At 69.9% G+C, this 23,049-nt stretch carries 26 protein-coding genes; all 26 read left to right on the top strand.

All coding sequences use genetic code 11. The features are described from left to right. Positions 1-80: 80 nt before the first annotated feature. The 26 genes from ABS52_03175 (at position 81) to ABS52_03050 (ending at position 22,776) form a co-directional block, all read left to right on the top strand. Positions 81-1,226, top strand: coding sequence for a succinate--CoA ligase subunit beta (locus ABS52_03175; GenBank protein ID ODT04623.1), 1,146 nt, complete (start codon positions 81-83; stop codon positions 1,224-1,226). Then, positions 1,223-2,095 carry a succinate--CoA ligase subunit alpha gene (locus ABS52_03170; GenBank protein ODT04622.1) on the top strand — a complete coding sequence of 291 codons (873 nt, stop codon included), beginning with the start codon at positions 1,223-1,225 and terminating at the stop codon, positions 2,093-2,095. Before ABS52_03175 ends, ABS52_03170 begins: the two co-directional genes overlap by 4 nt. A 153-nt stretch (positions 2,096-2,248) precedes the next feature. After that, positions 2,249-2,668, top strand: a complete 420-nt coding sequence (locus ABS52_03165) for a nucleoside-diphosphate kinase (protein ID ODT04621.1) — start codon at positions 2,249-2,251, stop codon at positions 2,666-2,668. A gap of 66 nt (positions 2,669-2,734) precedes the next feature. Next, positions 2,735-3,244: a hypothetical protein gene (locus ABS52_03160; GenBank protein ID ODT04620.1), complete on the top strand. Its 510-nt coding sequence runs from the start codon at positions 2,735-2,737 to the stop codon at positions 3,242-3,244. A gap of 31 nt (positions 3,245-3,275) precedes the next feature. Further along, positions 3,276-3,458 (top strand): 50S ribosomal protein L32, encoded by a 183-nt coding sequence (locus tag ABS52_03155; protein ID ODT04619.1) that lies wholly within the window; start codon positions 3,276-3,278, stop codon positions 3,456-3,458. Positions 3,459-3,484: 26 nt separating this feature from the next. After that, entirely contained in the window at positions 3,485-4,489 is a 1,005-nt protein-coding gene (locus tag ABS52_03150) for a phosphate acyltransferase PlsX (protein ID ODT04801.1), read from the top strand. Beyond that, positions 4,486-5,475, top strand: coding sequence for a 3-oxoacyl-ACP synthase (locus ABS52_03145; GenBank protein ODT04618.1), 990 nt, complete (start codon positions 4,486-4,488; stop codon positions 5,473-5,475). Before ABS52_03150 ends, ABS52_03145 begins: the two co-directional genes overlap by 4 nt. A gap of 7 nt (positions 5,476-5,482) precedes the next feature. Beyond that, entirely contained in the window at positions 5,483-6,427 is a 945-nt protein-coding gene (locus ABS52_03140; protein ODT04617.1) for a [acyl-carrier-protein] S-malonyltransferase, read from the top strand. A 5-nt stretch (positions 6,428-6,432) separates the two neighbouring features. Then, complete coding sequence (locus tag ABS52_03135; protein ODT04800.1) at positions 6,433-7,164, top strand: 3-oxoacyl-[acyl-carrier-protein] reductase; 732 nt, start codon at positions 6,433-6,435, stop codon at positions 7,162-7,164. Positions 7,165-7,233: 69 nt separating this feature from the next. After that, on the top strand, positions 7,234-7,473 hold the full coding sequence (locus ABS52_03130; protein ID ODT04616.1) for an acyl carrier protein: 240 nt from the start codon (positions 7,234-7,236) through the stop codon (positions 7,471-7,473). Then, positions 7,473-8,714 (top strand): beta-ketoacyl-[acyl-carrier-protein] synthase II, encoded by a 1,242-nt coding sequence (locus ABS52_03125; GenBank protein ID ODT04615.1) that lies wholly within the window; start codon positions 7,473-7,475, stop codon positions 8,712-8,714. Before ABS52_03130 ends, ABS52_03125 begins: the two co-directional genes overlap by 1 nt. Before the next feature lie 36 nt (positions 8,715-8,750). Continuing rightward, a complete protein-coding gene (locus tag ABS52_03120) occupies positions 8,751-9,902 on the top strand; it encodes a hypothetical protein (protein ODT04799.1) in 1,152 nt (383 codons plus the stop codon). A 1-nt stretch (position 9,903) separates the two neighbouring features. Continuing rightward, positions 9,904-10,743: a hypothetical protein gene (locus tag ABS52_03115; GenBank protein ODT04798.1), complete on the top strand. Its 840-nt coding sequence runs from the start codon at positions 9,904-9,906 to the stop codon at positions 10,741-10,743. 11 nt (positions 10,744-10,754) lie between these two features. After that, entirely contained in the window at positions 10,755-11,792 is a 1,038-nt protein-coding gene (locus ABS52_03110) for a dehypoxanthine futalosine cyclase (GenBank protein ID ODT04614.1), read from the top strand. A 7-nt stretch (positions 11,793-11,799) separates the two neighbouring features. Beyond that, a complete protein-coding gene (locus ABS52_03105) occupies positions 11,800-12,285 on the top strand; it encodes a 2-C-methyl-D-erythritol 2,4-cyclodiphosphate synthase (GenBank protein ID ODT04613.1) in 486 nt (161 codons plus the stop codon). 6 nt (positions 12,286-12,291) lie between these two features. Then, on the top strand, positions 12,292-12,906 hold the full coding sequence (locus tag ABS52_03100) for a hypothetical protein (protein ID ODT04612.1): 615 nt from the start codon (positions 12,292-12,294) through the stop codon (positions 12,904-12,906). Next, entirely contained in the window at positions 12,903-13,823 is a 921-nt protein-coding gene (locus tag ABS52_03095; protein ODT04797.1) for a site-specific tyrosine recombinase XerD, read from the top strand. Before ABS52_03100 ends, ABS52_03095 begins: the two co-directional genes overlap by 4 nt. A 38-nt stretch (positions 13,824-13,861) precedes the next feature. Then, complete coding sequence (locus ABS52_03090) at positions 13,862-14,464, top strand: anthranilate/aminodeoxychorismate synthase component II (GenBank protein ID ODT04611.1); 603 nt, start codon at positions 13,862-13,864, stop codon at positions 14,462-14,464. A gap of 26 nt (positions 14,465-14,490) precedes the next feature. After that, positions 14,491-15,678: a peptidase M19 gene (locus tag ABS52_03085; GenBank protein ODT04610.1), complete on the top strand. Its 1,188-nt coding sequence runs from the start codon at positions 14,491-14,493 to the stop codon at positions 15,676-15,678. A 111-nt stretch (positions 15,679-15,789) separates the two neighbouring features. Next, on the top strand, positions 15,790-16,584 hold the full coding sequence (locus ABS52_03080; GenBank protein ODT04609.1) for a 3-deoxy-D-manno-octulosonate cytidylyltransferase: 795 nt from the start codon (positions 15,790-15,792) through the stop codon (positions 16,582-16,584). Then, positions 16,584-18,272, top strand: a complete 1,689-nt coding sequence (locus tag ABS52_03075) for a CTP synthase (GenBank protein ID ODT04608.1) — start codon at positions 16,584-16,586, stop codon at positions 18,270-18,272. Before ABS52_03080 ends, ABS52_03075 begins: the two co-directional genes overlap by 1 nt. A 2-nt stretch (positions 18,273-18,274) precedes the next feature. After that, positions 18,275-19,135: a 3-deoxy-8-phosphooctulonate synthase gene (locus ABS52_03070; protein ID ODT04607.1), complete on the top strand. Its 861-nt coding sequence runs from the start codon at positions 18,275-18,277 to the stop codon at positions 19,133-19,135. Positions 19,136-19,188: 53 nt separating this feature from the next. Continuing rightward, entirely contained in the window at positions 19,189-19,743 is a 555-nt protein-coding gene (locus tag ABS52_03065) for a hypothetical protein (protein ID ODT04796.1), read from the top strand. Beyond that, the gene (locus ABS52_03060; protein ODT04606.1) at positions 19,740-20,705 is read left to right on the top strand and encodes a D-arabinose 5-phosphate isomerase; all 966 of its coding nucleotides are present in this window, start codon (positions 19,740-19,742) and stop codon (positions 20,703-20,705) included. Before ABS52_03065 ends, ABS52_03060 begins: the two co-directional genes overlap by 4 nt. Continuing rightward, complete coding sequence (locus ABS52_03055; GenBank protein ID ODT04605.1) at positions 20,705-21,253, top strand: LPS export ABC transporter periplasmic protein LptC; 549 nt, start codon at positions 20,705-20,707, stop codon at positions 21,251-21,253. Before ABS52_03060 ends, ABS52_03055 begins: the two co-directional genes overlap by 1 nt. Then, positions 21,250-22,776 carry a hypothetical protein gene (locus tag ABS52_03050; GenBank protein ODT04604.1) on the top strand — a complete coding sequence of 509 codons (1,527 nt, stop codon included), beginning with the start codon at positions 21,250-21,252 and terminating at the stop codon, positions 22,774-22,776. Before ABS52_03055 ends, ABS52_03050 begins: the two co-directional genes overlap by 4 nt. Positions 22,777-23,049 lie beyond the last annotated feature (273 nt).

The following is a 23,049-nucleotide window of genomic DNA, read 5'->3' as shown; positions in this document are numbered from 1 at the left end:
CGTGAGGGTGAGCCGCCGCTCCCTCGCAGCAGGCCGGGACGTCCCCCATCGGCGGCAGCGTCCACAACGTCGGAGAACGCGTGAACATTCACGAATACCAGGCGAAGGAGATCCTTCGCGCGGTCGGCGTGCCGATCCCGCCCGGAGAGACCGCCACCACGCCTGACGAAGCCGAGGCGATCGCCCGCCGCATCGGCAAGATGGTGGTGGTCAAGGCACAGGTGCATGCCGGCGGTCGCGGCAAGGCCGGGGGAGTCAAGCTCGCGAAGACGCCGGGCGAGGCGCGCGAGAAGGCGCAAGCCATCCTTGGCATGCAGATCAAGGGGCTCACGGTGCAGAAGGTCCTGGTGACCGAGGCCGCCGACATCGCGAGCGAGGCCTACGTCGGGATCATCCTCGACCGCGCGAGCAAGAAGCCGGTCTTCATGGTGAGCCCGGCAGGCGGGATCGACATCGAGGAGGTCGCCGCCACGACCCCCGACAAGATCCTCAAGCTTCCCATCGACACGCGTTACGGCCTCATGCCGTTCCAGGCGATGCGCCTGGGGTTCTTCCTGTACGACGACCTCGCCAAGGCGCGCGCCGCCGCCCGGATCATGGGGCAGCTCTACACGGCGTTCATGCAGAGCGGCTGCTCGCTCGCCGAGATCAACCCGCTGGTGGTGACACCGGCCGGTGACGTCATCGCCGTCGACGCCAAGATGGTCATCGACGACAACGAGCTCGATCGCCGTCCCGCCATCGCGGCGCTGCGCGACGAGAGCGCCGAGGCCCCGAGCGAGGTGCTGGCGCGCAACGCGAACCTCACCTTCATCAAGCTCGACGGCAATGTCGGGTGCGTGGTCAACGGCGCGGGGCTCGCGATGGCCACGATGGACCTGGTCAAGTACTACGGCGGCGATCCCGCCAACTTCCTCGACATCGGCGGCTCCTCCAACCCGGAAAAGGTGGTGAACGCGCTGCGCATCATCACGGCCGATCCCAGCGTCAAGGCGATCCTGTTCAACATATTCGGCGGCATCACGCGTACCGACGACGTCGCCAACGGCATCGTGACGGCCACGAAGGAGAATCCACTCAAGGTGCCGATCGTCATCCGCCTCACCGGCACCAACGAGGAGATCGCGATGAAGATCCTGACCGCGAACGGTTTCTCGGCCTCCAGCGACATGGACGAGGCGGTGAAGAAGGCGGTCGAACTCGCAACCGGAGGGCAGGCCGCGTGAGCGTCTTCATCGGGAAGGACACGACCCTCCTCGTGCAGGGGATCACCGGGCGCGACGGCTCGTTCCACACGAAGCAGATGATCGAGTACGGCACGCGCGTCGTCGCCGGCGTCACGCCAGGCAAGGGCGGACAGACGTTCGAGGGCACCGTCCCGGTCTACAACACGGTAGCCGATGCGGTGCAGGCAACCGGCGCCAACACGTCGGTCATCTACGTTCCGCCGCCGTTCGCGGCCGACGCGATCATCGAGGCGGCCGACGCCGGGGTCGAGCTCATCGTCGCCATCACCGAGGGCGTCCCGGTCCTCGACATGACGCGGGTCTACCCCTTCGTGAAGGAGCGGGGGGTGCGACTCCTCGGCCCCAATTGCCCCGGGCTCATCACGCCCGGCGAGTCCAAGGTCGGCATCATTCCGGGGCGCATCTGCACGCCTGGGCCGGTCGGCGTGGTGTCGCGCTCGGGGACCCTGACGTACGAGGTCGTCTACCAGCTGACCCGCGCCGGCATTGGCCAGACGACCTGCGTGGGCATTGGCGGTGACCCGATCAACGGGACCAACTTCATCGACGCACTCGAGGCGTTCGAGAAGGACCCGGCCACGAAGGTGGTGTGCATGATGGGCGAGATCGGCGGAACCGACGAGCAGGAGGCCGCCGAGTTCGTGAAGCGGCACATGACCAAGCCCGTCGTCGGCTTCATCGCCGGCCAGACCGCTCCGCCGGGGCGCCGGATGGGGCATGCCGGCGCCATCATCTCCGGCTCCGCCGGAACCGCCGCGGAGAAGATCCAGGCGTTCCTGGAGGCCGGCATGGGCGTCGCCAAGCGCCCGATGGACTTCGTGGAGCTCGTCAAGGCCCGACTCAACTGACGCAAGTTCGCCGACGCTTGGTAGGCGGGGAGACGAGAGCGGACCACGCCCGCCGGAAACCGGCCCCCGTGGCAACGCCTCGTCCTCTCGTCTTCTCGTCTTCTCGTCCTCTCGTCTTCTCGTCTGCTCGTCCTCTCGTCTTCTCGCAGAACCATGTCTGGAAATCGCACGCTGACCATCGTGAAGCCCGACGCCTTCGGCGCCGGCAAGGCAGGGAAGATCATCGCGCACCTCGAGGGGGCCGGCTTCAAGGTCGTCGCCGCCCGGGTGCTGCACCTCTCGACGGCGCAGACCGAAGAGTTCTACGGAGTTCACCGGGAGCGTCCGTTCTTCCGGTCGCTGGTGACATTCATGACGTCCGGGAAGTGCATGCCGCTCGTGCTGGAGCGCACCGACGCCGTGAGCGAACTCCGCCGGGTCATCGGGGCCACGGATCCCGCCGAGGCGGCCGAGGGGACGGTCCGGAAGCTCTACGCGGAGTCGAAGGAGCGGAACGCGATCCACGCGTCCGACTCGGACGAGAACGCCTCGCGCGAGGCCCGGTTCTTCTTCGCCGAGTCGGAGCTCCTGTAAGGCGGCGTAAGTTCCACGGCCATCGCCACTTGATACGCTAGCCCGGCAGGTCTAAATTGCCGGGCTATGCTGTCCTTTGACCTCCGGTCTCTCGAATCGCACGCGGCACAGGTCGATGGCGTCCTGGCCGGCGACGATGCCGTATGGCAGGAAGGCGATGCGCGGCCGACGAATGGAGTCCACGTCACGGGGCGTCTCTCGAGCGCCGGGACGGGGCGGTTCTACTTCAGCGGCCACTTCGCGGGGACGGCGCATGACGAGTGCCGGAGATGCCTTACCGCCGTCGCGACACCAGTCGCCGACGAGGTGCACCTCCTGTTCGCCGAGCCGGGGGGCGAGGATAGCGATGACCCCGACGTGTACCCGATCGACGCACGAGACTACACCCTGGACCTCCGTCCGGCCGTACGGGAGCAATGGCTGCTGGCCGTTCCCGCGCTCGTGACCTGCCGCGAGGACTGCAAGGGGTTGTGTCCCAAGTGCGGAGCCGACCTGAACCTCGGCGCGTGCAGCTGCGCGCCGACGCACGACCCCCGCTGGGATGCGCTGCGCTCGCAGGACGAGCCGGCGCGTTAGGCGGAATCACTTCTTCTGAGACGATAGTCCCATGGCCGTCCCCAAGCGACGTACCTCCAAGCGCAGAAAGCGGGCGCGCAACACGCACAAGGTCGCCCCGGCGATCGCCATCCAGAGCTGCCCGCGCTGCGGGAGCATGAAGCGCCCCCACCGCGTGTGCGCGGAGTGCGGGTACTACGCGGGTGAACAGCGAGTCGAAGCACAGGAAGCGTAACCTTGGCGCGCATCGCGCTTGACGCGATGGGGGGCGACTTCGCCCCCTCCGCTCCCGTCGCCGGGGCGCTGCTCGCCCTCGCGGACCTCGATTCCTCGCATCGCATCCAGCTCGTCGGCCTCCCTGGCGTCATTCGCCAGGCGCTCGACGAGGCGCTGGCGGGCGCCCATGCCCACCTCGCCCCCCACCTCGATCGCCTCGACATCGTCGAGGCGTCAGAGGTCATCGGCATGACCGACAAGCCGTCGGCCGCCATTCGCGGCAAGCCCAACAGCTCCATGCACGTCGGGCTCAAGCTGCAGGCGCAGGGCGCGTCCGACGCCTTCGTCTCGTCCGGCAACACCGGGGCGCAGATGGCGATCTCCTCCCTCATCCTGCGCCTCCACCCGGGGCTCTCGCGCCCCGCGATCAGCACGGTCTTTCCGACCGCCCGCCAGCCGGTCGTCGTCGTCGACTCCGGGGCCAACGTGGACTGCTCGGCGCAAGAGCTGGTGCAGTTCGCCAGGCTCGGGGCCGTGTACGCCGAGGACATCCTCGGACGCACCAACCCCGTCATCGGGCTCCTGAGCATCGGCGAGGAGCCGGAGAAGGGGAGCGCCGCCGTGAAGGAGGCGCACCAACTCCTGCGGCGGTCGGGGCTCAACTTCCAGGGAAATGTCGAGGGGCGCGACCTCCCGGTGGGCGGGAGCGACCGCGGCCCCATCGACGTCGTGGTCTGCGACGGCTTCGTGGGCAACGCCCTCCTCAAGTTCTACGAGGCGGTGGCCCCCACCCTGATCAGCATGGTGGCTCGTCACGCCGGACTGTCCAAGGAGCAGCTGGCCGGCGCCTTCAAGCAGCTCGACTACTCGGAACAAGGAGGGGCCCCGCTGCTGGGCGTCCGGGGCGTGTCGATCATCTCGCACGGCAAGTCCAGCCCGCGCGCCATCATGAACGCCATCAAGGTCGGCCTGCGAGCGGTGGAGACGCGCATGAACGATCACATCGGACGCCGCCTCGCCGAGAGCGAGCAGACGGGATCGGCGGCGTGAAGCGCCCCGTCGCCTACCTGGCCGGGGTCGGCAAGTACGCCCCGCCCCGGGTCATGACCAACGCCGAGTTCGCCAAGCTCGGGCTCGAGACGGACGACGCGTGGATCGTGCAGCGCACGGGAATCCGCGAGCGCCATATCGCCGCCCCCGACGAAACGAACCGCACGATGTCGGCTGCCGCGGCGCGCATCGCCATGGAGCGCGCGGGAGTCACGGCGGGCGAAATCGACGTGATCGTCCTCGGGACCGCTTCGCCGGATCGCCTCCTGCCATCGACCGCGGTCGACCTCCAGGCCGAACTGGGCGCCACCCGCGCCGCCGCCTTCGACGTCATGGCGGCCTGCTCGAGCTTCCTCTACGGCCTCATCGTGGCCGAAGGGCTCCTGCAGAGCGGCGCTGCGGAGACCGCGCTGGTGGTCGGGACCGAGAAGCTCACGTCCATCGTCGACTGGAGGGACCGCTCCACCTGCGTCCTCTTCGGCGATGGCGCCGGCGCTGCGATCCTCAAGCGGTCGCGCCACGGCAAGGGGATTCTCTCGACCTTCATGCGCTCGGACGGCACCCTCGCCGAGCTGCTGTATCGCCCCACGGGCGGCGCCGCGCACCCGTTCGACGAGCAGGTGCTGCAGGACCGCTCCTTCTACGTGAAGATGGAGGGGCGAGAAGTGTTCAAGCACGCCGTGCGATCGATGTCCGAAGCCGCCGACCGCGCGCTGGACGGCGCCAAGCTGACCGGCGCCGACATCGACCTCATGATCCCGCACCAGGCCAACATTCGCATCATCGAGGCGACGGCCAAGCACGCCGGCATCCCGATGGAGAAGGTCTTCGTGAACGTGGATCGCTACGGCAACACCTCCTCCGCCTCCGTGCCGATCGCCCTCGAGGAGGCGCTCGCCTCCGGGCGCATCAAGGAAGGGATGAACGTCCTCCTCGTCGCCTTCGGCGCCGGGTTCACCTGGGCGTCGCTGGTCATCCGCTTCTAGGAGTCACATGGACGTCGTCCTGATGTTTCCCGGGCAGGGATCGCAGAAGCCGGGCATGGGAAAGGACCTCGTCGAGGCCTTTCCCGCTGCCCGGGAGGTCTTCGCCTCTGCCGACGACGCGCTCGGCGAGGCGCTCTCCACGCTTTGCTTCGACGGGCCGGCCGACACGCTGACGCTCACGCGTAACGCGCAGCCGGCACTCCTGGCGCACGGGGCCGCTGCCTGGGCGGTGGTGCGCGACGCCGTCGGCGGACGCGTCCGCGCCGCCGCCGGACACTCCCTGGGTGAGTTCACGGCCTACCACGCCGTCGGCGCGCTCTCCCTGAAGGACGCCGTCCGGCTCGTGCGCGCGCGCGGGGAGCTCATGCAGGCAACCGGGACCGAGCGACCGGGGGCGATGGCCGCGATCCTCGGCGATCTCGCCGAATCGATCGACGCGCTGTGTGCCCGCGCCTCCGCCGACCCCGATGGCGGGCTGGTCGTCCCGGCCAACTACAATTGCCCCGGCCAGGTCGTCATCTCGGGCGAGGTGGCCGGCGTCGAGCGCGCCATGGTGCTGTGCAAGGAGGCGGGCGCCAAGCGTGCGATGCGCCTCAACGTGAGCGGCGCATTCCACTCGCCGCTCATGGCCCCGGCACGCGACGGGCTCGCCGCCGCGATCGCCAGCGCCGGCTTTGCTCCTCCCCGAGTTCCCGTCTACGCCAACGTCACCGCCGACGCGGTGACCGACGCGGCGACCGCGGCGCGCCTGTGCGTCGAGCAGCTCACGTCCCCGGTGCGGTGGACGGAGCTCGTGGAGCGGATGGCCCGCGACTACCCGGACGCGCTGTTCGTCGAGCTCGGCCCCGGCAGCGTCCTCACGGGACTCGTGCGCAAGATCGCACCGGGGGTGGCGACCGCGTCGTGCGGGACGACGGCGGACGTGGAACAACTCCTTGCCAAGGTAGCGTGATGCGGATCGACCTCACGGGTAGGAATGCGCTGGTCACCGGAAGCACGCGCGGCATCGGCCGCGCGATCGCCGAGTCGCTCGCCACCGCGGGGGCGCGCGTCGCGATCGTCGGACGCGACAAGGGGCGCGCGGAAGCGGTGGCCGCGGAAATCGGGGGCGGGGCGCAGGGGTTCGCCTGCGACGTGAGCGAGGTGAGCCAGGTGACGGCGCTCGTCGAGGAGGTCGAGCAGGCGTTCGGCGGCATCGACATCCTCGTCAACAACGCCGGTCTCACGCGCGACAACATCATGCTCCGCCTGAAGGACGAGGACTGGGACGCCGTGATCAACGCCAACTTGCGCGGCGCATTCGCCACCACTCGGGCCGCCACGCGCGGCATGATGAAGCGTCGCTGGGGGAGGATCATCAACATCTCGAGCGTCGTCGGGCTCATTGGCAACAAGGGGCAGAGCAATTACGCGGCCAGCAAGGCGGGGCTCATCGGGCTCACCAAGTCGGTGGCCAAGGAATTCGCCTCGCGCGGCATCCTGGCCAACGTGGTGGCGCCGGGGTTCATCGAGACCGACATGACCACCGCCATGACCCCCGAGGCGCGGCAGGCGATGAGCCAGCAGATCCCGCTGGAGCGACTCGGAACGCCGGAAGACGTCGCCAACGTGGTGACCTTCCTGGCCTCGGACCGTGCCGGCTACATCACGGGGCAGGTCCTGGTGGTGGATGGCGGGCTGGTGATGTAGCACACCACGAACATTGCTTATCTTTTCTCGACCCAAATTCACCCACGTACTTACGGAGAGGACCCGGTCATGGCCGACCTGAGCGAGAAGGTCAAAGACATCATCGAGAAGGAGCTGGGAGTCGAGCGCGAGAAGCTCACGAACGAGGCCAGCTTCATCGAGGACCTTGGCGCGGACAGCCTCGATATCGTCGAGCTCGTGATGGAGTTCGAGAAGGAGTTCAACATCGACATTCCCGATGAGGATGCCGAGAAGCTGCGCACCGTTGGAGATGCGCTCGGCTACCTCAAGGAGAAGGTCAGCGCGTAATGCGGCGTCGAGTCGTCGTCACCGGCCTCGGTGCCGTCACGCCGGTAGGGAACGACGTGGCGTCGGCGTGGCGCGCGCTGCTCGCGGGCACGTCGGGGGCCGGTCCGATCACCAGGTTCGATCCCAAGGACTTCAAGGTGCGCTTTGCCTGCGAAGTGAAGGGATTCGACCCGCTGGCCTACATGGATCGCAAGGAAGCCAAGCGCGCGGACGTGTACACCCAGTTCGCGCTGGCGGCTTCGGTCCAGGCGATGGCCGATGCCGGGCTCGGTGACGGCGGGTTCGAGCCGGAAGAGGCCGGCGTGATCATCGGGAGCGGGATCGGCGGCCTCAAGGTGTTCGAGGAACAGCACGATCTCTACCGGGAGCGGGGGCCGAGCAAGATCTCGCCGTTCTTCATCCCGATGTTCATCTCCGACATGGCGGCGGGGATCGTGTCGATGCACTTCGGCGCGAAGGGGCCGAACTACGCCACGGTGTCGGCCTGCGCCACGAGCGCGCATGCCATCGGCGACGCCTTCCGCACCATCCAGTACGGCGACGCCAACGTCATGATCACCGGGGGCTCCGAGGCGGCGGTCACGCCGATGTCGATCGGCGGCTTCGCGAACATGACAGCGCTCTCGGAGCGCAACGACGACCCCGCCACCGCGTCGCGTCCGTTCGACAAGGGGCGTGACGGCTTCGTGATGGGTGAGGGGGCGGGGGTGGTCGTGCTCGAGGAACTGGAGCACGCGCGGCGGCGCGGCGCGCGGATCTACGCGGAGCTGGTGGGCTATGGCGCCACCGGAGACGCCTATCACATGACCGGCCAGCCCGAGAACCACGAGGGGCTGCAACGGGCCATGCGGCGGGCACTGCGCGACGGCGGCCTTGCCCCCGCCGACGTGCAGTACATCAATGCCCACGGCACGTCGACGCCGCTCAACGACCCGAACGAGATTCGTGGCATTCGCGCGGTGTTCGGCGCCCACGCCGACGCGCTGAATGTCAGCTCGACCAAGAGCATGACGGGTCACATGCTGGGGGCGGCCGGGGGGGTGGAGTTCATCTTCAGCACCCTCGCGATCCAGCACAACACGATCCCGCCGACGATCAACGTCTTCGAGCAGGATCCGGAGTGCGACCTCAACGTCACGCCGAACGTGCCGCAGCAGCGTGAGGTGAACGTCGCCATCAGCAACTCGTCCGGGTTTGGCGGGCACAACGTGGCCCTGGCCATCCGGCGCTACCTGGAGTAACACGTGTCGGTTGCCGTCGACGTCCCCCGCCGCTTCCTGCGCGACCCCGCGCTCCTGCCGATCGCCGACAAGCTGGCGGCGGGCGAACGACTGACGGAGCGCGATGCCCTCACCCTCTTCGAGACGCCCGACCTGCTCGGCGTGGGGGCGATGGCCGATGCGGTCAACCGCGCCCGGAACGGTGACCTGGTCACCTTCGCCTCGAACCAGCACATCAACCCCACCAACGTCTGCGTGCTGCGGAAGACCTGCGTCTTCTGCGGCTACGCGCGGCTTCCGAAGGAAGACGGCGCGTTCCGCTACACGATGGAACAGGTGATGGCCGAGGCCGAGCGGGCGCGCGATGGCATGACCCGCGAGTTCCACATCGTGGGCGGCCTCGACATGAAGGCGGGGCTCGCGTACTACACGGAGATGTTCCGCCTGCTGAAGCGCGAGCTGCCGCACGTGCACATCAAGGCGCTCACGGCGGTGGAGATCGCGCACATCGCGCGGATCGAGAAGATGTCGTGGCGCGACGTCCTGATCGCGCTGCGCGAAGCCGGCCTCGACACGCTGCCCGGCGGGGGCGCCGAGACGTTCAGCGCCGCCGTGCGCGAGCAGATCGCCGACAAGAAGCTGGGCGGGGCCGACTTCATCGGCGTCCACCGCGCCGCGCACGAGCTCGGGATCCGCTCGAATTGCACGATGCTGTACGGTCACGTCGAGACGATGGCCGATCGCGTGGAGCACCTGGCGATGCTGCGCCAGCTGCAAGACGAGACCGGGGGCTTCCTGGCCTACATTCCGCTGGCGTACCACCCCGACGACAACGAGCTCGGCCGGAAGCTCGGTCGGCAGGGAGTGGCATCGACGGGGTACGACGACCTCCGCAACCTCGCGGTCGGACGGCTCTTCCTCGACAACTTCCAGCACATCAAGTCGCACTGGATCATGGTCACCCCCTTCCTGTCGCAGGCGTCGCTCTCGTTCGGCGTGAACGACCTGGAGGGGACGGTGGTGCGGGAGAAGATCTACCATGCGGTCGGCGCCACGACGCCCCAGGGGATGTCGCTCGATGCCCTGCTGGCGCTGATCCGCGGGGCGGGGAAGGTGCCCGCCGAGCGCGACTCCTTCTACCGGATCCTGCGCCGCTTCGATGCGCCGACGGCGGGCGCGCCTTCCGCGGCAGGAGCCGAGGCGGCCTGACATGCGCATCGGGCGCATTCCGTACATCAACTGCTACCCGGTGTACGGGGCGATCGATCGTGGGATCGTCCCGCTCGAAGGGACGCTGGTGGACGGGATTCCCAGCGCCCTGAACGCGCGGATGGCGGCGGGCACGCTCGACGTCAGCGTCGTCTCGGCGGTGGAGTACGCGCGCGACTCGCGGCGCTACCTCCTGCTCCCCGACCTCGCCATCTCGTGCGACGGGCCCGTGCGCTCGGTGATGCTCTTCTCCAGGCGTCCCGCCCCCGAGCTCGGCGGGCGCCGGGTCATCGTGTCGCGCAGCTCCATGACCAGCGTGGCCCTGACCGAGCTGCTGTGCGAGCACGTCTGGCACGTGCGCCCCGAGTTCGTTCCCGGCAACAGCGAGTTGGCCGACATTGCCCGGTTCGCCGACGAGGAGCACGAGGCGCGCCTCGTCATCGGCGATGCCGCGCTGATCCTGGGGAGCGCGAGCCGCGACGGTGGCGCCTCGGCGTATCCGTACGTGTACGACCTCGGGCTCGAGTGGAAGGCGTGGACGGGGCTCCCCTTCGTCTTCGCCGTCTGGGTCGCGCAGCGCACGACCCCGGTGGCGGCGTCGCTGGGCGCGCATGCGTCGCTCATCGCGTCCCGGGACTGGGGGCTGTTGCACCTGGACGAGCTCGCCGATCAGGCGGCGCACGTGACCGGCGTGAGCCGCGATGCGTGCGTCGAGTACTTCGCCGGGCTGGACTACGGCCTCGGGTACGAGCACCTCGCGGGCCTCACCGAGTTCTTCCGCCGCCTCGTCGCCGCAGGGCGCGTCCCCAACGGGACCCTTGCCTTCCTCCCCGCCGCCTAGCCGCGATTGCCATGACGCGCGACCTCCTGGATTTCTACACCAACGCCCCGCTCCTCGAACTCGGCCTCGAGGCCGACCGGATCCGGCGCGAGAAGCACCCGTACGACACGGTCACCTACATCGTCGACCGGAACATCAACTACACGAACGTCTGCGTGGCCGACTGCGGCTTCTGCGCCTTCTATCGCCGCCCCAAGCACGGCGAGGGATACACGCTGTCGTTCGAGCAGATCGGGGAGAAGATCGAGGAGACCAAGGCGCTGGGCGGGGTGCAGATCCTGATCCAGGGTGGGCACAACCCCTACATCCCGTTCGAGTGGTACCTCGACCTCCTGCGGTACATCAAGACGTACCACCCCATCCACGTGCACGGCTTCAGCCCCAGCGAGGTCGATTTCTTCTCCAAGACGTTCCGCATGGAGGCGGTCGACGTCATCCGCGAGCTGCAAAAAGCGGGACTCGACTCCATCCCCGGCGGCGGCGGCGAGATCCTGGTCCAGCGGGTGCGCGACATCGTCGCCCCGAAGAAGGCCGGGGCCGACCGCTGGCTGGAGATCATGGAGCTGGCGCATAACGAGGGGATGAAGACCTCGGTCACGATGATGTACGGCATCGGCGAGACGCTCGCGGAGCGCCTGGAGCACCTCGAGCGCGTCCGCGAGGTCCAGCGCCGGACGGGAGGCTTCACCGCCTTCATCACCTGGCCGCTGCAGCCGGAGAACACCCCCGAGATGTCGCACATGCCGAAGTCGGACGCCGTCGAGTACCTGCGCACCGTCGCCATCGCGCGCGTCGTCCTCGACAACGTCCCCAACCTCCAGGCCAGCTGGGTCACGATGGGGATGAAGGTGGGACAGCTGGCGCTGACCTTCGGGTGCAACGACTTCGGCTCCCTCATGATCGAGGAGAACGTGGTCTCGGCGGCCAACACGACCCACCGCACCACGACCGACGAGCTCGAGCGCCTCATCCGCGACGCCGGGTTCGTCCCCGCGCGGCGGCGCCAGGACTATTCCATCATCCCGGTCGACTCGCCGGCCGCGGCGTGACCCGGGCGTGACCTCGCGCACCGGGATCGGCTACGACTCGCACCGCTTCGCCCCCGGGGGGCCGATGCGCCTCGGCGGCGTCGACATCCCCGCGGACGTGCACCTCGCCGGGCACTCCGACGGCGACGCCATCTGCCACGCCCTCACCGACGCCGTCCTGGGCGCCGCGGCGGCGGGCGACATCGGGGAGATGTTCGCCGATACCGACCCCGCCAACCGCGGACGCGATTCGGTGGAGATGCTGCAGGCCGCGCTGGCGCGCGTGCGCGCGTTGGGCTGGCGGGTCGCCAGCGCCGACGTGACCGTCATCGCCGAGCGCCCCAGGATCGGCCCGCATCGGGAGCGCATCCGCGTACGGCTGGGCCAGGCGTTGCAGCTGGATCCCGGGGCCGTCAGCGTCAAGGGCAAGACCAATGAGGGCATGGGGTGGATCGGCCGCGGAGAAGGGCTCGCCTGCCTCGCCGTGACCACGCTGGCGCCGCTCGACGGCTGAGTCGCCGTGCCGCAGCTGCAGGCGCTGCTCGACTGGCTCTCGGCCCTTCCGCCGACTACGCTCCTGGGCGCCATGGCGGTGCTGGCCGCCGTCGAGAACATCTTTCCCCCCATCCCCGCCGACGTCCTCGTCGCCTTCGGCGGCTTCCTCGCCGCCCGGGGCGACCACTCCCCATGGCCCGCCTTCCTCGCCGTCTGGGGGGGGAACGTGGCCGGGGCGCTGTTCATGTACTGGCTGGGCCGCCGCCTGGGGCGCCAATGGATCGATCGCCAGTTCCACCTCGGTGCCGCGGGCCAAAACGAGGCGCGGCTCGCCGCCTGGCACGCCCGATACGGCCCGTTCGCCCTCTTCGTGAGTCGGTTCCTCCCCGCAGTGCGCGCCCTCGTCCCCCCGATGGCGGGCGCGCTTCACTTTCCGCTGCTCGAGCTGACGCTCGCCATCAGCCTCGCCTCGGCCACCTGGTACGGCGCCATCACTTGGCTCGCCTTCACCACGGGGAACAACTGGGAGGCGCTCGTGGCGCGGGTCTCGGCGCTCGGCATGTGGAGCGGTGTCATCGCGGTCGCGCTCGTGACCGCCGCCCTGGCCATCTGGTGGCGACGCCGGCGCCGCGCGTCATGAGCTCCCTGCCGCTCCCCGACGAGCTGGCGCGTGCCTTCCACCTCGAGCGATTCGACGACTTCCTCTCGCTCGAGCAGGGCGCGGCGGAGCGCACCCGCGAGGCATACGGCCGCGACGTGGCGCGACTCGCCGCCTTCGCCGTATCCAAGGGTCGCAGGACGCCGGGGGCCATCGACGCCCGCGCGCTCCGCGACTTCGTCTATCACCTCAAGGACCTCGGCCTCGCCGGCTCTTCCATCCGTCGCAACGTCGCGGCCGTTCGGACCTATTTCCGCTTCCTCGTGGGCGAAGGACTCGCCACGGCGGACCCGAGCGATCGGCTGGAGATGCCGCGGCGCTGGCGCGAGCTCCCCGACGTTCTCACGGTCGAGGAGGTGGCCCGGATCCTCGGCGCCCCGTCGCTCGACGACCCCCTTTGCTTTCGCGACCGCGCCATGCTGGAACTCGCCTACGGGGCGGGGCTGCGCGTGGGCGAGTGGATCACCCTGCACGTGAAGGACGCCATCCTCGACGAGGGGCTCGTGCGCGTGTTCGGGAAGGGGGGAAAGGCGCGGCTCGTCCCGGTGGGGCGCCCGGCGATCGGGGCGCTCGCCCTGTATCTTCGCGAACTGCGCCCGAAGCTCGAGCGCGGCCAGGGGAAAGGGATCCTCTTCCTCAATGCGCGCGGGGAAGCGCTCTCGCGCATGGGGGCGTGGAAGATCCTGCGCAAGCACGTGGAGGCGGCGGGGATCGAGAAGCATGTCTCGCCGCACACGCTACGCCATTCGTTCGCCACCCACCTCCTCGAGGGCGGCGCGGACCTGCGCGCCGTGCAGGAGATGCTGGGGCATGCCGACATCTCGACCACGCAGGTCTACACGCACGTGAGCCGCGACTACCTCCGGAGCGTGCACAAGCAGTATCATCCGCGAGGGTGACACGGCGTTCTTCCCAATCCCATCTCCCCACCTGGCGCGTGCTCCTCGTCATCGACAACTACGACAGCTTCACCTACAACCTCGTGCAGTACTTCGGCGAGCTGGGTGAAGAGCTCGTGGTGCACCGCAACGACGCCGTCACGGTCGAGGAGGTGCGCGCGATGGCGCCCCGGGCGATCGTGATCTCCCCGGGACCGTGCACACCGAGCGAGGCCGGCATCAGCGTCCCGCTGATCCGGGCGCTGGGCGCTCGGGTCCCGCTCCTGGGAGTCTGCCTCGGCCACCAGTCCATCGGCGAGGCATACGGCGCCCGCGTCGTCCGCGCGTCCCGCGTGATGCACGGCAAGACGTCGTTCGTCACGCACGACGGGACAGGGCTCTTCGAGGGGCTCCCGTCGCCGCTCGAGGTCATGCGCTACCACTCGCTCGTCGTGGAGCGTGCGTCGCTCCCCCCCGACCTCGAGGTCATCGCCGAGGCTTCCGACCTCCCGGACGAGGTGCACGCGCTGCGGCATCGCGTGCATCCGGTGTGGGGGGTCCAGTTCCACCCCGAGTCGATCCTCACGCAGGGTGGACTGGCGATCCTGCGCAATTTCCTGGCGCTCGCGACCGCGTTCCACCAGCGCGCGCGCGCTGCCTGACGAGACCCTCAGCCCGACACCGCCACATGCTCCGACGCCTCCTCCTGGCCACGGCTGCGCTGGCGGTGGCGGCAGTGGTGCTCGCGATGCTCTTCGCGGCCGACATGGCCGACCGGTCGATGAACAAGGTCACCGCGCCGGGGCCGTACCGTGCCTCTCCCGCCGCCGAATCGCTCCTCGCCGGCATCGACGTGGTCGACCTGCACGCGGACGCCCTCCTCTGGCCGCGGGACCTCCTCACGCGCCACGACCACGGCCACGTCGACCTCCCGCGGCTGCGCGAGGGGCACGTCGCGCTGCAGGTCTTCTCGGTCGTGACCAAGACGCCGCGCGGGATCAACTACGAGCGCAACACGGCGGAAACCGACAACATCACGCTGTTGGCCATCACGGAGCGCTACCCGGTCCGCGCCTGGTTCTCGCTGCGGGAGCGTGCGTTGTGGCAGGCGCACCGCCTGCAGGACGCGGCGGCGCGGTCACTCCGCTCCCGGGATGGGCTTCCCGAGCTCCGGATCATCCGGACGCGCGACGACCTGGCCCGGCTGCTCGCGGACCGGCGGGGCGGACAGGCGACGATCGGCGGGATCCTGGCGACCGAGGGCCTTCACCCGCTGGAGGGGAAGCTCGAGAACCTCGACACGCTGGTGGCGGCCGGCTTCCGCATGTTCGGCTTCACCCATTTCTTCGACAACGAGGTGGGAGGATCGGCGCATGGCGTGAGCCACGGCGGGCTCACCCCGTTCGGCCGGGCCGTGGTCCAGCGCATCGACTCGTTAGGGATGATCATCGATGTCGCCCACGCCTCACCCCGGCTGGTCGACGACGTGCTGGCCACGACGCGCCGCCCCGTGGTCGTGTCGCACGGCGGGGTGCAGGGAACCTGTCCCGGGCCGCGCAACCTGTCGGACGACCAGCTCGCCCGCATCGCGGCGACGGGGGGCATCGTCGGGATCGGCTACTGGGATGGCGCCATCTGCGACCCCACCCCGGCCGCCTTCGCCCGGGCGGTCGTCCATGCCGTGCGGGTCGCGGGCGAGGATCACGTCGCCCTCGGGTCCGACTTCGACGGGGCCACGACGACGCCGTTCGACGCGAGCGCGATGGGCGTCGTGGCCGAGGCGCTCCGCACCGCGGGGCTCACCGACGCGCAGGTGACGAAGATCATGGGGGGGAACGCCCTGCGGCTCCTCGGGACGCTGCTGCCGGAGCGCTGACGCGCCGGTGGGAGCGGGGAGCGCGGGGCCCCCAGCCGCGCCGTGGCGGGACGCACGGCATACCACCACGGCTGTTGGAAAAGGGCACGTGCGCGGGTTAACTTGGGTGGCGTGCCTTTTGCGAACACGGCCGCCTCCGCGCCCCCCTCGGTCCTCGCTGTCATTCCTGCCCGGCTTGGCGCCACGCGCCTTCCGCGCAAGCCGCTTCGTCTCCTCGGGGGGGTCCCGCTCATCGTCCGCGTCTGGGAGCGCGTGTCTTCCTTGCGGGTAGCCGACGCCGTGGTGGTGGCCACCGACTCGACGGAGATCGCCGACGCCGTGACCGCGGCGGGCGGGCGGGCGGTCCTGACGGCGTCGTCGCATCCGTCGGGGACCGACCGGATCGCGGAGGCGGTGGCGCAGGAGGAATTCGGCCGGCACGAGGTGATCCTCAACGTCCAGGGCGACGAGCCCTTCGTCCCGGAAGGGGCGGTCCGGGGGGCGTTGTCGATGGTGACCACGGCGCGCTTCCCGCTCGGCACCGCCGCCACGCGCGCCGACGCGACGATCCTCGGCACGCCTAACGTGGTCAAGGTGGTCGCCGCCGACGACGGGCGGGCGCTGTATTTCTCGCGCGCGCCGATCCCCTTCCTGCGCGAGATGGGCGATGCCCCGCTGCGCGACGGCCACGTGCGGCAGCACCTCGGGATCTACGCCTACACGCGCGAGGCGCTGGCCGCGTGGGTGGCGCTCCCCGAGCACCCGCTGGAGCGCATCGAGCGCCTCGAGCAACTGCGCCCGCTCGCCGCGGGCATGCTGATGGGTGTGGCGACGATCGACGAGCCGCCACCCGGCGGCGTGGATACCGAAGACGACTTGTCCCGCGCCAACGCGCGCTGGAATGACCTTTACGCCGGACGGAGCTGATGTCCTCACCCGTGCACCCGACCCAGGCCAACCAGGCCACCCGCTACATCTTCGTGACCGGCGGCGTGGTGTCGTCGCTGGGCAAGGGAATCGCCGCCGCGTCGTTGGGCCGCCTCCTCGTCGAGCGCGGGCTGCGCGTGTCGATCATGAAGTTCGACCCGTACCTCAACGTCGACCCGGGGACGATGTCGCCGTTCCAGCACGGCGAGGTCTTCGTCACCGACGACGGGGCCGAGACCGACCTCGACCTGGGGCACTACGAGCGGTTCATCGACCGCTCGCTCTCGCAGCTGAACAACGTGACGACGGGGCGGATCTACCTCAACGTCATCACCAAGGAACGCCGGGGCGAGTACCTCGGCTCCACCGTGCAGGTCATCCCGCACATCTCCGACGAGATCAAGTCGCACATCAAGCGGCTGGCGCCGGGCAACGACGTCGTCATCGTCGAGATCGGCGGCACGGTCGGTGATATCGAGTCCCAGCCCTTCCTCGAGGCCATCCGCCAGTTCCGGCAGGAGGTGGGGAAGCAGAACGCGATGTTCATCCACCTCACGCTCGTCCCCTACATCGCGGCAGCGGGCGAGGTGAAGACCAAGCCCACGCAGCACTCGGTCCGTGAGCTGATGGAGCTGGGCATCCAGCCCGATGTCCTCATCTGCCGCACCGAGCGCCCCCTGTCGGAGGACATCAAGCGCAAGATCGCGCTCTTCTGCAACGTGGAATTCGGCAACGTCATCGAGAGCCGCGACGTCCCGACGATCTACCAGATCCCGCTCGAGTTCTCGGAGCAGGGGCTCGACGAGCGGGTCATGGAGCGCCTGAACCTCAGCGGGCGCGAGCCCGACCTCACCGCCTGGCGCGAGATGGTGCAGCGCGTCACCGCCCCCCACGACCGGGTCCGCATCGCCGTCGTCGGCAAGTACACGCAGTTCGTCGACAGCTACAAGAGCGTGCAGGAGGCGCTGATCCACGGCGGCATCGCGAACGACGTCGGGGTCGAGCTGTCGTGGCTCTCGAGCGACCTGTTCACGGGGCCCGGCAAGGCCCGCGAGCTCCTGGCCGACTTCCACGGTCTCCTGGTCCCGGGCGGCTTCGGCGTGCGCGGGGTCGACGGCATGGTCGAGGCCATCCGCGCCGCGCGCGAGCTGCCCATCCCGTTCTTCGGCATCTGCCTGGGGATGCAGGTGGCCATCATCGAGTTCGCCCGGCACGTCCTCGCGCTCCCCGATTCGCACTCGAGCGAGTTTGCCCCCGAGTGCGCGAACCCGGTGATCGCGCTCATGGAGGAGCAGAAGCACGTGACCGACATGGGCGGGACGATGCGCCTGGGGGCCTATCCCTGCCGCCTGGCGCGCGGCACCATGGCGGCCGAGGTCTACGGCGTCCCCGAGGTCAGCGAGCGCCACCGCCATCGCTACGAGGTCTCCAACGCCTATCGCGACGCCTTCGTCGAGCACGGGATGCGGCTGAGCGGGCTGTCGCCCGATGGCTCGCTCGTCGAGATCATCGAAGTCGCCGACCATCCGTGGTTCCTCGGGTGCCAGTTCCACCCGGAGCTGCAATCGCGTCCCACGCGGCCGCACCCGCTGTTCGCCGCCTTCGTCGCGGCCGCCGTCACGCGGCGGCGTGCGACGGAGCGGGACGTGGTGCCCGCCCCCAAGGCCCTCGTCGAGGCGGCGGACTGAGCATGTTCGCAGGCTTTCCGACGGATCGACTCTTCGTCATCGCCGGGCCGTGCGTCCTGGAGGATGACGCCCTCAACCTCCGCGTCGCCGAGGCGCTCGCAAAGCTGGCGCCGCTGGTCCCGGGCGGGATCGTCTTCAAGGCGTCGTTCGACAAGGCCAACCGCTCCAACCCCGGTGCCGCGCGCGGCCCCGGGATCGAGGAGGGGCTCGCCAAGCTCGCTCGGGTGCGCGAGGCGACCGGGCTCCCGGTCCTGACGGACGTCCACCTCCCGGAGCAGTGCGCCCCGGTGGCCGAAGTCGTCGACGTCCTGCAGATCCCCGCCTTCCTCTGCCGGCAGACCGACCTCCTCGAGGCCGCCGGCGCCACGGGGCGCCCGGTGAACATCAAGAAGGGGCAGTGGATGCACCCGGAGGGGATGAAGGGCGCGGTGGCCAAGGTGGACGCCGCTCGTCCACGCGGCGGAGTCGCCCCCGCCGCCCGTCTCCCGGCCAGCATCTCCAGCATCTCCAGCATCTCCAGCACCGCCACCACCGAACGGGGCACGTTCTTCGGCTACGGGGACCTGGTGGTGGACATGCGCGCCTTCCCCCGCATGCGTGCCGCCACCGGGACGCCGGTCATCTTCGACGGGACCCACAGCGTGCAGCAGCCAGGCAAGGGGGAGGGCGGGGCGAGCGGCGGGTTGCGCGAGTTCATCCCGCCGCTGACGCTCGCGGCGATCGCTGCGGGGGCCGACGGGCTCTTTCTCGAGACCCACCCCGACCCGGCCCACGCCCCGAGCGACGGGCCCAACATGCTCCCGTTAGGCGAGCTGGACGGACTCCTCCGGCGCGCCGTGGCCGTCTGGGAGGCGCGCCGATGATCGGCTTCGGCGCCCCGGACGACCTGCCGCGCCCCGTCGGGCTCCTCCCCCACCTGGCTCCCGACGACGCCCGGCGCGTGCGCTTCGTGGGCCTGGACGTGGACGGCGTCCTCACCGACGGCGGCATCTATCTCGGGGACGTGGGGGGGACGCGCTTCGAGAGCAAGCGCTACGACATCCAGGACGGTCTCGGCATCAAGATGTTGCAGCAGGCGGGGATCGTCGTGGCGATCATCACCGGGCGCGTCTCCGAGAGCGTGTCGTTGCGCGCACGGGAGCTGGGGGTCGACGAGCTGGTGCAGGACGCGCACGCACGCAAGCTCCCCGCGCTGCGCCGCATCCTCGCGGCGCGCGGCATCCCGATGTCCGACGCCGCCTTCATCGGCGACGACCTCCCCGACCTGGGGGTGATGCACGAGGTCGGGCTCCCGGTGGTGGTCGCCAACTGCACCGAGGAGGTCTTCCAGGCGGCGCGATTGCGGCTGACGCGCAAGGGAGGCGACGGCGCCGTGCGCGAGTTTGCCGAGCTGCTCCTGAAGGCGCGAGGCGAGTGGGACACCCTGGTGGAGGCCTACGTGGCCTCGCGCAACGGGGACGGTCCGGCATGACCGGCGACCAGGCGATCGCCCTGGGGCGGCGCGTCCTGCGGCTCGAGACCGAGGCGCTGGCCGAGGTCGAGCGGCGGCTGGGGGAGGACTTCGCGCGGGCCGTCGACCTCCTCGCTTCCTCGCGGGGCCGCGTGATCGTCTCCGGGGTCGGCAAGTCCGGGCTGATCGGGCGGAAGATCGCCGCCACCCTCACCTCGACCGGGACACCGGCCAGCTTCCTGCACCCGGTGGAGAGCCTGCACGGCGATCTCGGCCTGGTGGGGGGCGACGACGTGGCGATCCTCCTCTCGAAGAGCGGGGAGAGCGACGAGGTGCTGGTGCTCCTGGAGCACCTCAAGCGCTTCGGCGTGCGCACCATCGGCATCGCCGGCAACGCCGCCTCGTCGCTGGCGCGGGAATGCGACGCCACGCTCGATGCGTGGGTGCGCGAGGAAGCGTGCCCGCACGACCTGGCCCCCACCACCAGCACGACCGTCGCACTCGCGTTAGGCGACGCCCTGGCGGTCGTCCTGCTCGAACGCCGCGGGTTCCAGCGCGAGGACTTCGCGCGCGTCCACCCGGGTGGCTCGCTCGGCCGCAAGCTCCTGACTCGCGTGCGCGACCTGATGGAGCGCGAGCGCCTCCCCATCCTCCCGCCCTCGGCGACGATGCGGGAGGTCGCGGTCCTCCTTGCCCGGCGGCGCGGGATCGTCGTCGCGGGCGACGCCGACGGGCGCCTCCTCGGCGTCTTCACCGCCGGCGACTTCACGCGCCTGATGGAGCGCGAGGGCGACCCGTTCGTCGTCCCGCTCGAGCGCGTCATGACCCGGACGCCGCGCACCGCGCAGGCGCAGGAACTTGCCAGCGCCGCGGTGTACCGGATGGAGCAATTCGGCATCATGGCGATGCCGGTCACCGATGACACCGGAATCGTCGTGGGCATCGTCCACCTCCATGACCTGATGCGCGCGGGGGTGGCCTGATGCCTCGCCTCCTCGCGCTCCTCCTCGGAACGGCCCTCCTGGCCGCCTGCAAGGACGCCGCCCCGCCCGTCGTGGGGCAGGCCAGCGTCGTCCCCGACTCCGCCGACCAGGTGCTGTTCGGCGTGAAGTTCTTCCTCACGGACGGGGGAATCCGCCGGGCGGAACTGGTGGCCGACACCGCCTACATGTACGACGAGAACACCCGCACCGAGCTGCGCAAGGTCAACACCACCTTCTACAAGGTGAGCGGGGAGAAGGACGCCGTCCTGACCTCGAAGACCGGCAGCTACAACGTGCGCCTGGGGAACATGGAGGCGCGCGGCGACGTGGTCGTCGTCGCCACCGACGGGCGCAAGATCCAGACCCCCCACCTGCGCTACGATCCCGGCCGCAACGAGATCGCCAGCGACTCGGCCTTCGTGATCACCGAGCCCAATGGGCGCGTAACGGAGGGCATCGGCTTCATCGGCGACCCGGACCTCAACAACGTGCGCGTGCTGCGTTCCACCCGTTCGCGCGGCAGCCGGATCACGATCCCCAAGTCGTGAGTCGCCTCCGCGTCCTCCTCTCGATCGTGCTCCTGGCGGCCACCGCCGGCTGCATGCGGCTCGGCCGGCGCCCCCCCGCGCCGCCGCCACCGGTGGCCGGCCCGATCATGCCCGCCGACTCGATCCCGCTCATCCGGATGGACAGCATCGTGCGCCGCGTGGCGGGCGCCCCGGTGGAGTCGGCGTTCGTCGCCCCCCCGGCCGCCCCGCGCCCACAGGAGCGCCCCGCCGAGCGCTGCCTCCTGGAGATCGAGGGCGACCGGTCCCAGTTCATCAAGGATCCCATCTCCCAGAAGTACACCTCGTACTTCGGCGGGGGCTTCACCGGGCGCTGCCCGACCCAGGGGATCACGATCACCGCCGACTCGGCCGAGTTCTACGACCAGAACCAGCTGTACTACCTGCTCGGGAACGTGAAGTACCGGGAGAAGCGCGTGCACCTCGATGCCGACAAGCTGACCTACTTCCGGGCGGAAGAACGGCTCCTGGCCGAGGGGAACGTCTACGCCGTGATGCCCGACTCCGCGTCGATGACGGGACCGCGCGCGGAGTACTACCGCGCCGTGCGCGGGGTCCGCGCGCGCGCGCGCATGGTGGCCACCATGCGCCCCACGCTCAAGCTCTACGAGGCCGACTCGCTCGGCCAGCGGCGCGGCGAGCCGGTCCTCCTCACGGCCGACAACATCAATGGCGAGGGCGACTCCGTCTTCGTCGCCTGGGGGACGGTGCAGCTCGACCGCTCCGACCTGATGGCCCGCGGCGACTCGGCCGAGCTCGACAATCGGCGCCAGTTCGCGCGCCTCATGAAGCAGCCGTACGTGGAGAGCAAGGGGAAGGACGCCTTCACCCTGCGGGGAAAGGTCATCGACGTCTTTGCCCGGAACAAGCTGGTGGAGCGGGTCGTGGCCCGGGATTCGGCGGTCGCGGTGAGCCGGGAGCTCACGCTCTCGTCCGACACCATCGACCTGCGAGTGAAGGACAACCAGCTGCAGCGCGCCTTCGCCTTCGGCCCGGGGGCCGCCTCCGCCGTCACGCCCGAGCGCACCGTCATTGCCGACTCGCTGGACGTGCGGATGCCCGGCCAGCGCATCCGCGAGATGTACGCCGTGCGTGCCGCCTACGCGGAGAGTGATCCGGACAGCACGAAGGTCCGCTCGGCCGAGCGCGACTGGCTGCGTGGCGACACCATCGTCGCCCGCTTCGACTCGGCCGCCGCCGGCGATACCACGTCGCGCCCCCGGATCCGCGACCTCCTCGCGTCGGGCAACGCCAGCTCGTTCTACCAGGTGCCCAACAGCAAGGCCGCCGACAAGCCGGGAATCAACTACGTCAGGGGGCGACAGATCATCGTCGACTTCAAGGAGCGGGACGTGCAGACCGTCACCGTCGTCGATTCCGCCTCGGGGATCTTCCTCGAGGCCGTGGCCGATACGGCGGCCGCCAAGCCCGGCACTCCCACACGCCGCCCCGGCCGCAACACGCCGCCGGCCAGGCGCCCGCCTAACGCCGTCCGACGCCCATGACCCCGGATCCCCTCTCACCGCGCATCAAGGCGCTCATCGAGCAGCGCGCCGGCGGCGATCGGTCCGTCGCCTTCGGCCTGCACGCCGTCGTCAGCGAGTGCGACGCCGACGGCGTCGCCATCTTCAACGACGTCGCCATCCGCTTCCGCGACGACTGGCTCGCCGCCATCCGGTCGCAGGGGGGCGACGCCGACCGCGAGGCGGGGCGCCTGTCGCTCGACGAGGTCCGGACCTTCCTCCAGAAATCGGTCCTCCCGCGCCTCGCGGCGCAGC

The organism is Gemmatimonadetes bacterium SCN 70-22 (genome assembly GCA_001724275.1).
Taxonomy (GTDB): Bacteria; Gemmatimonadota; Gemmatimonadetes; order Gemmatimonadales; family Gemmatimonadaceae; genus SCN-70-22.
The sequence above is the reverse complement of the archived record's forward strand: the minus strand, read 5'-3'. Positions and strand labels throughout refer to the sequence as shown.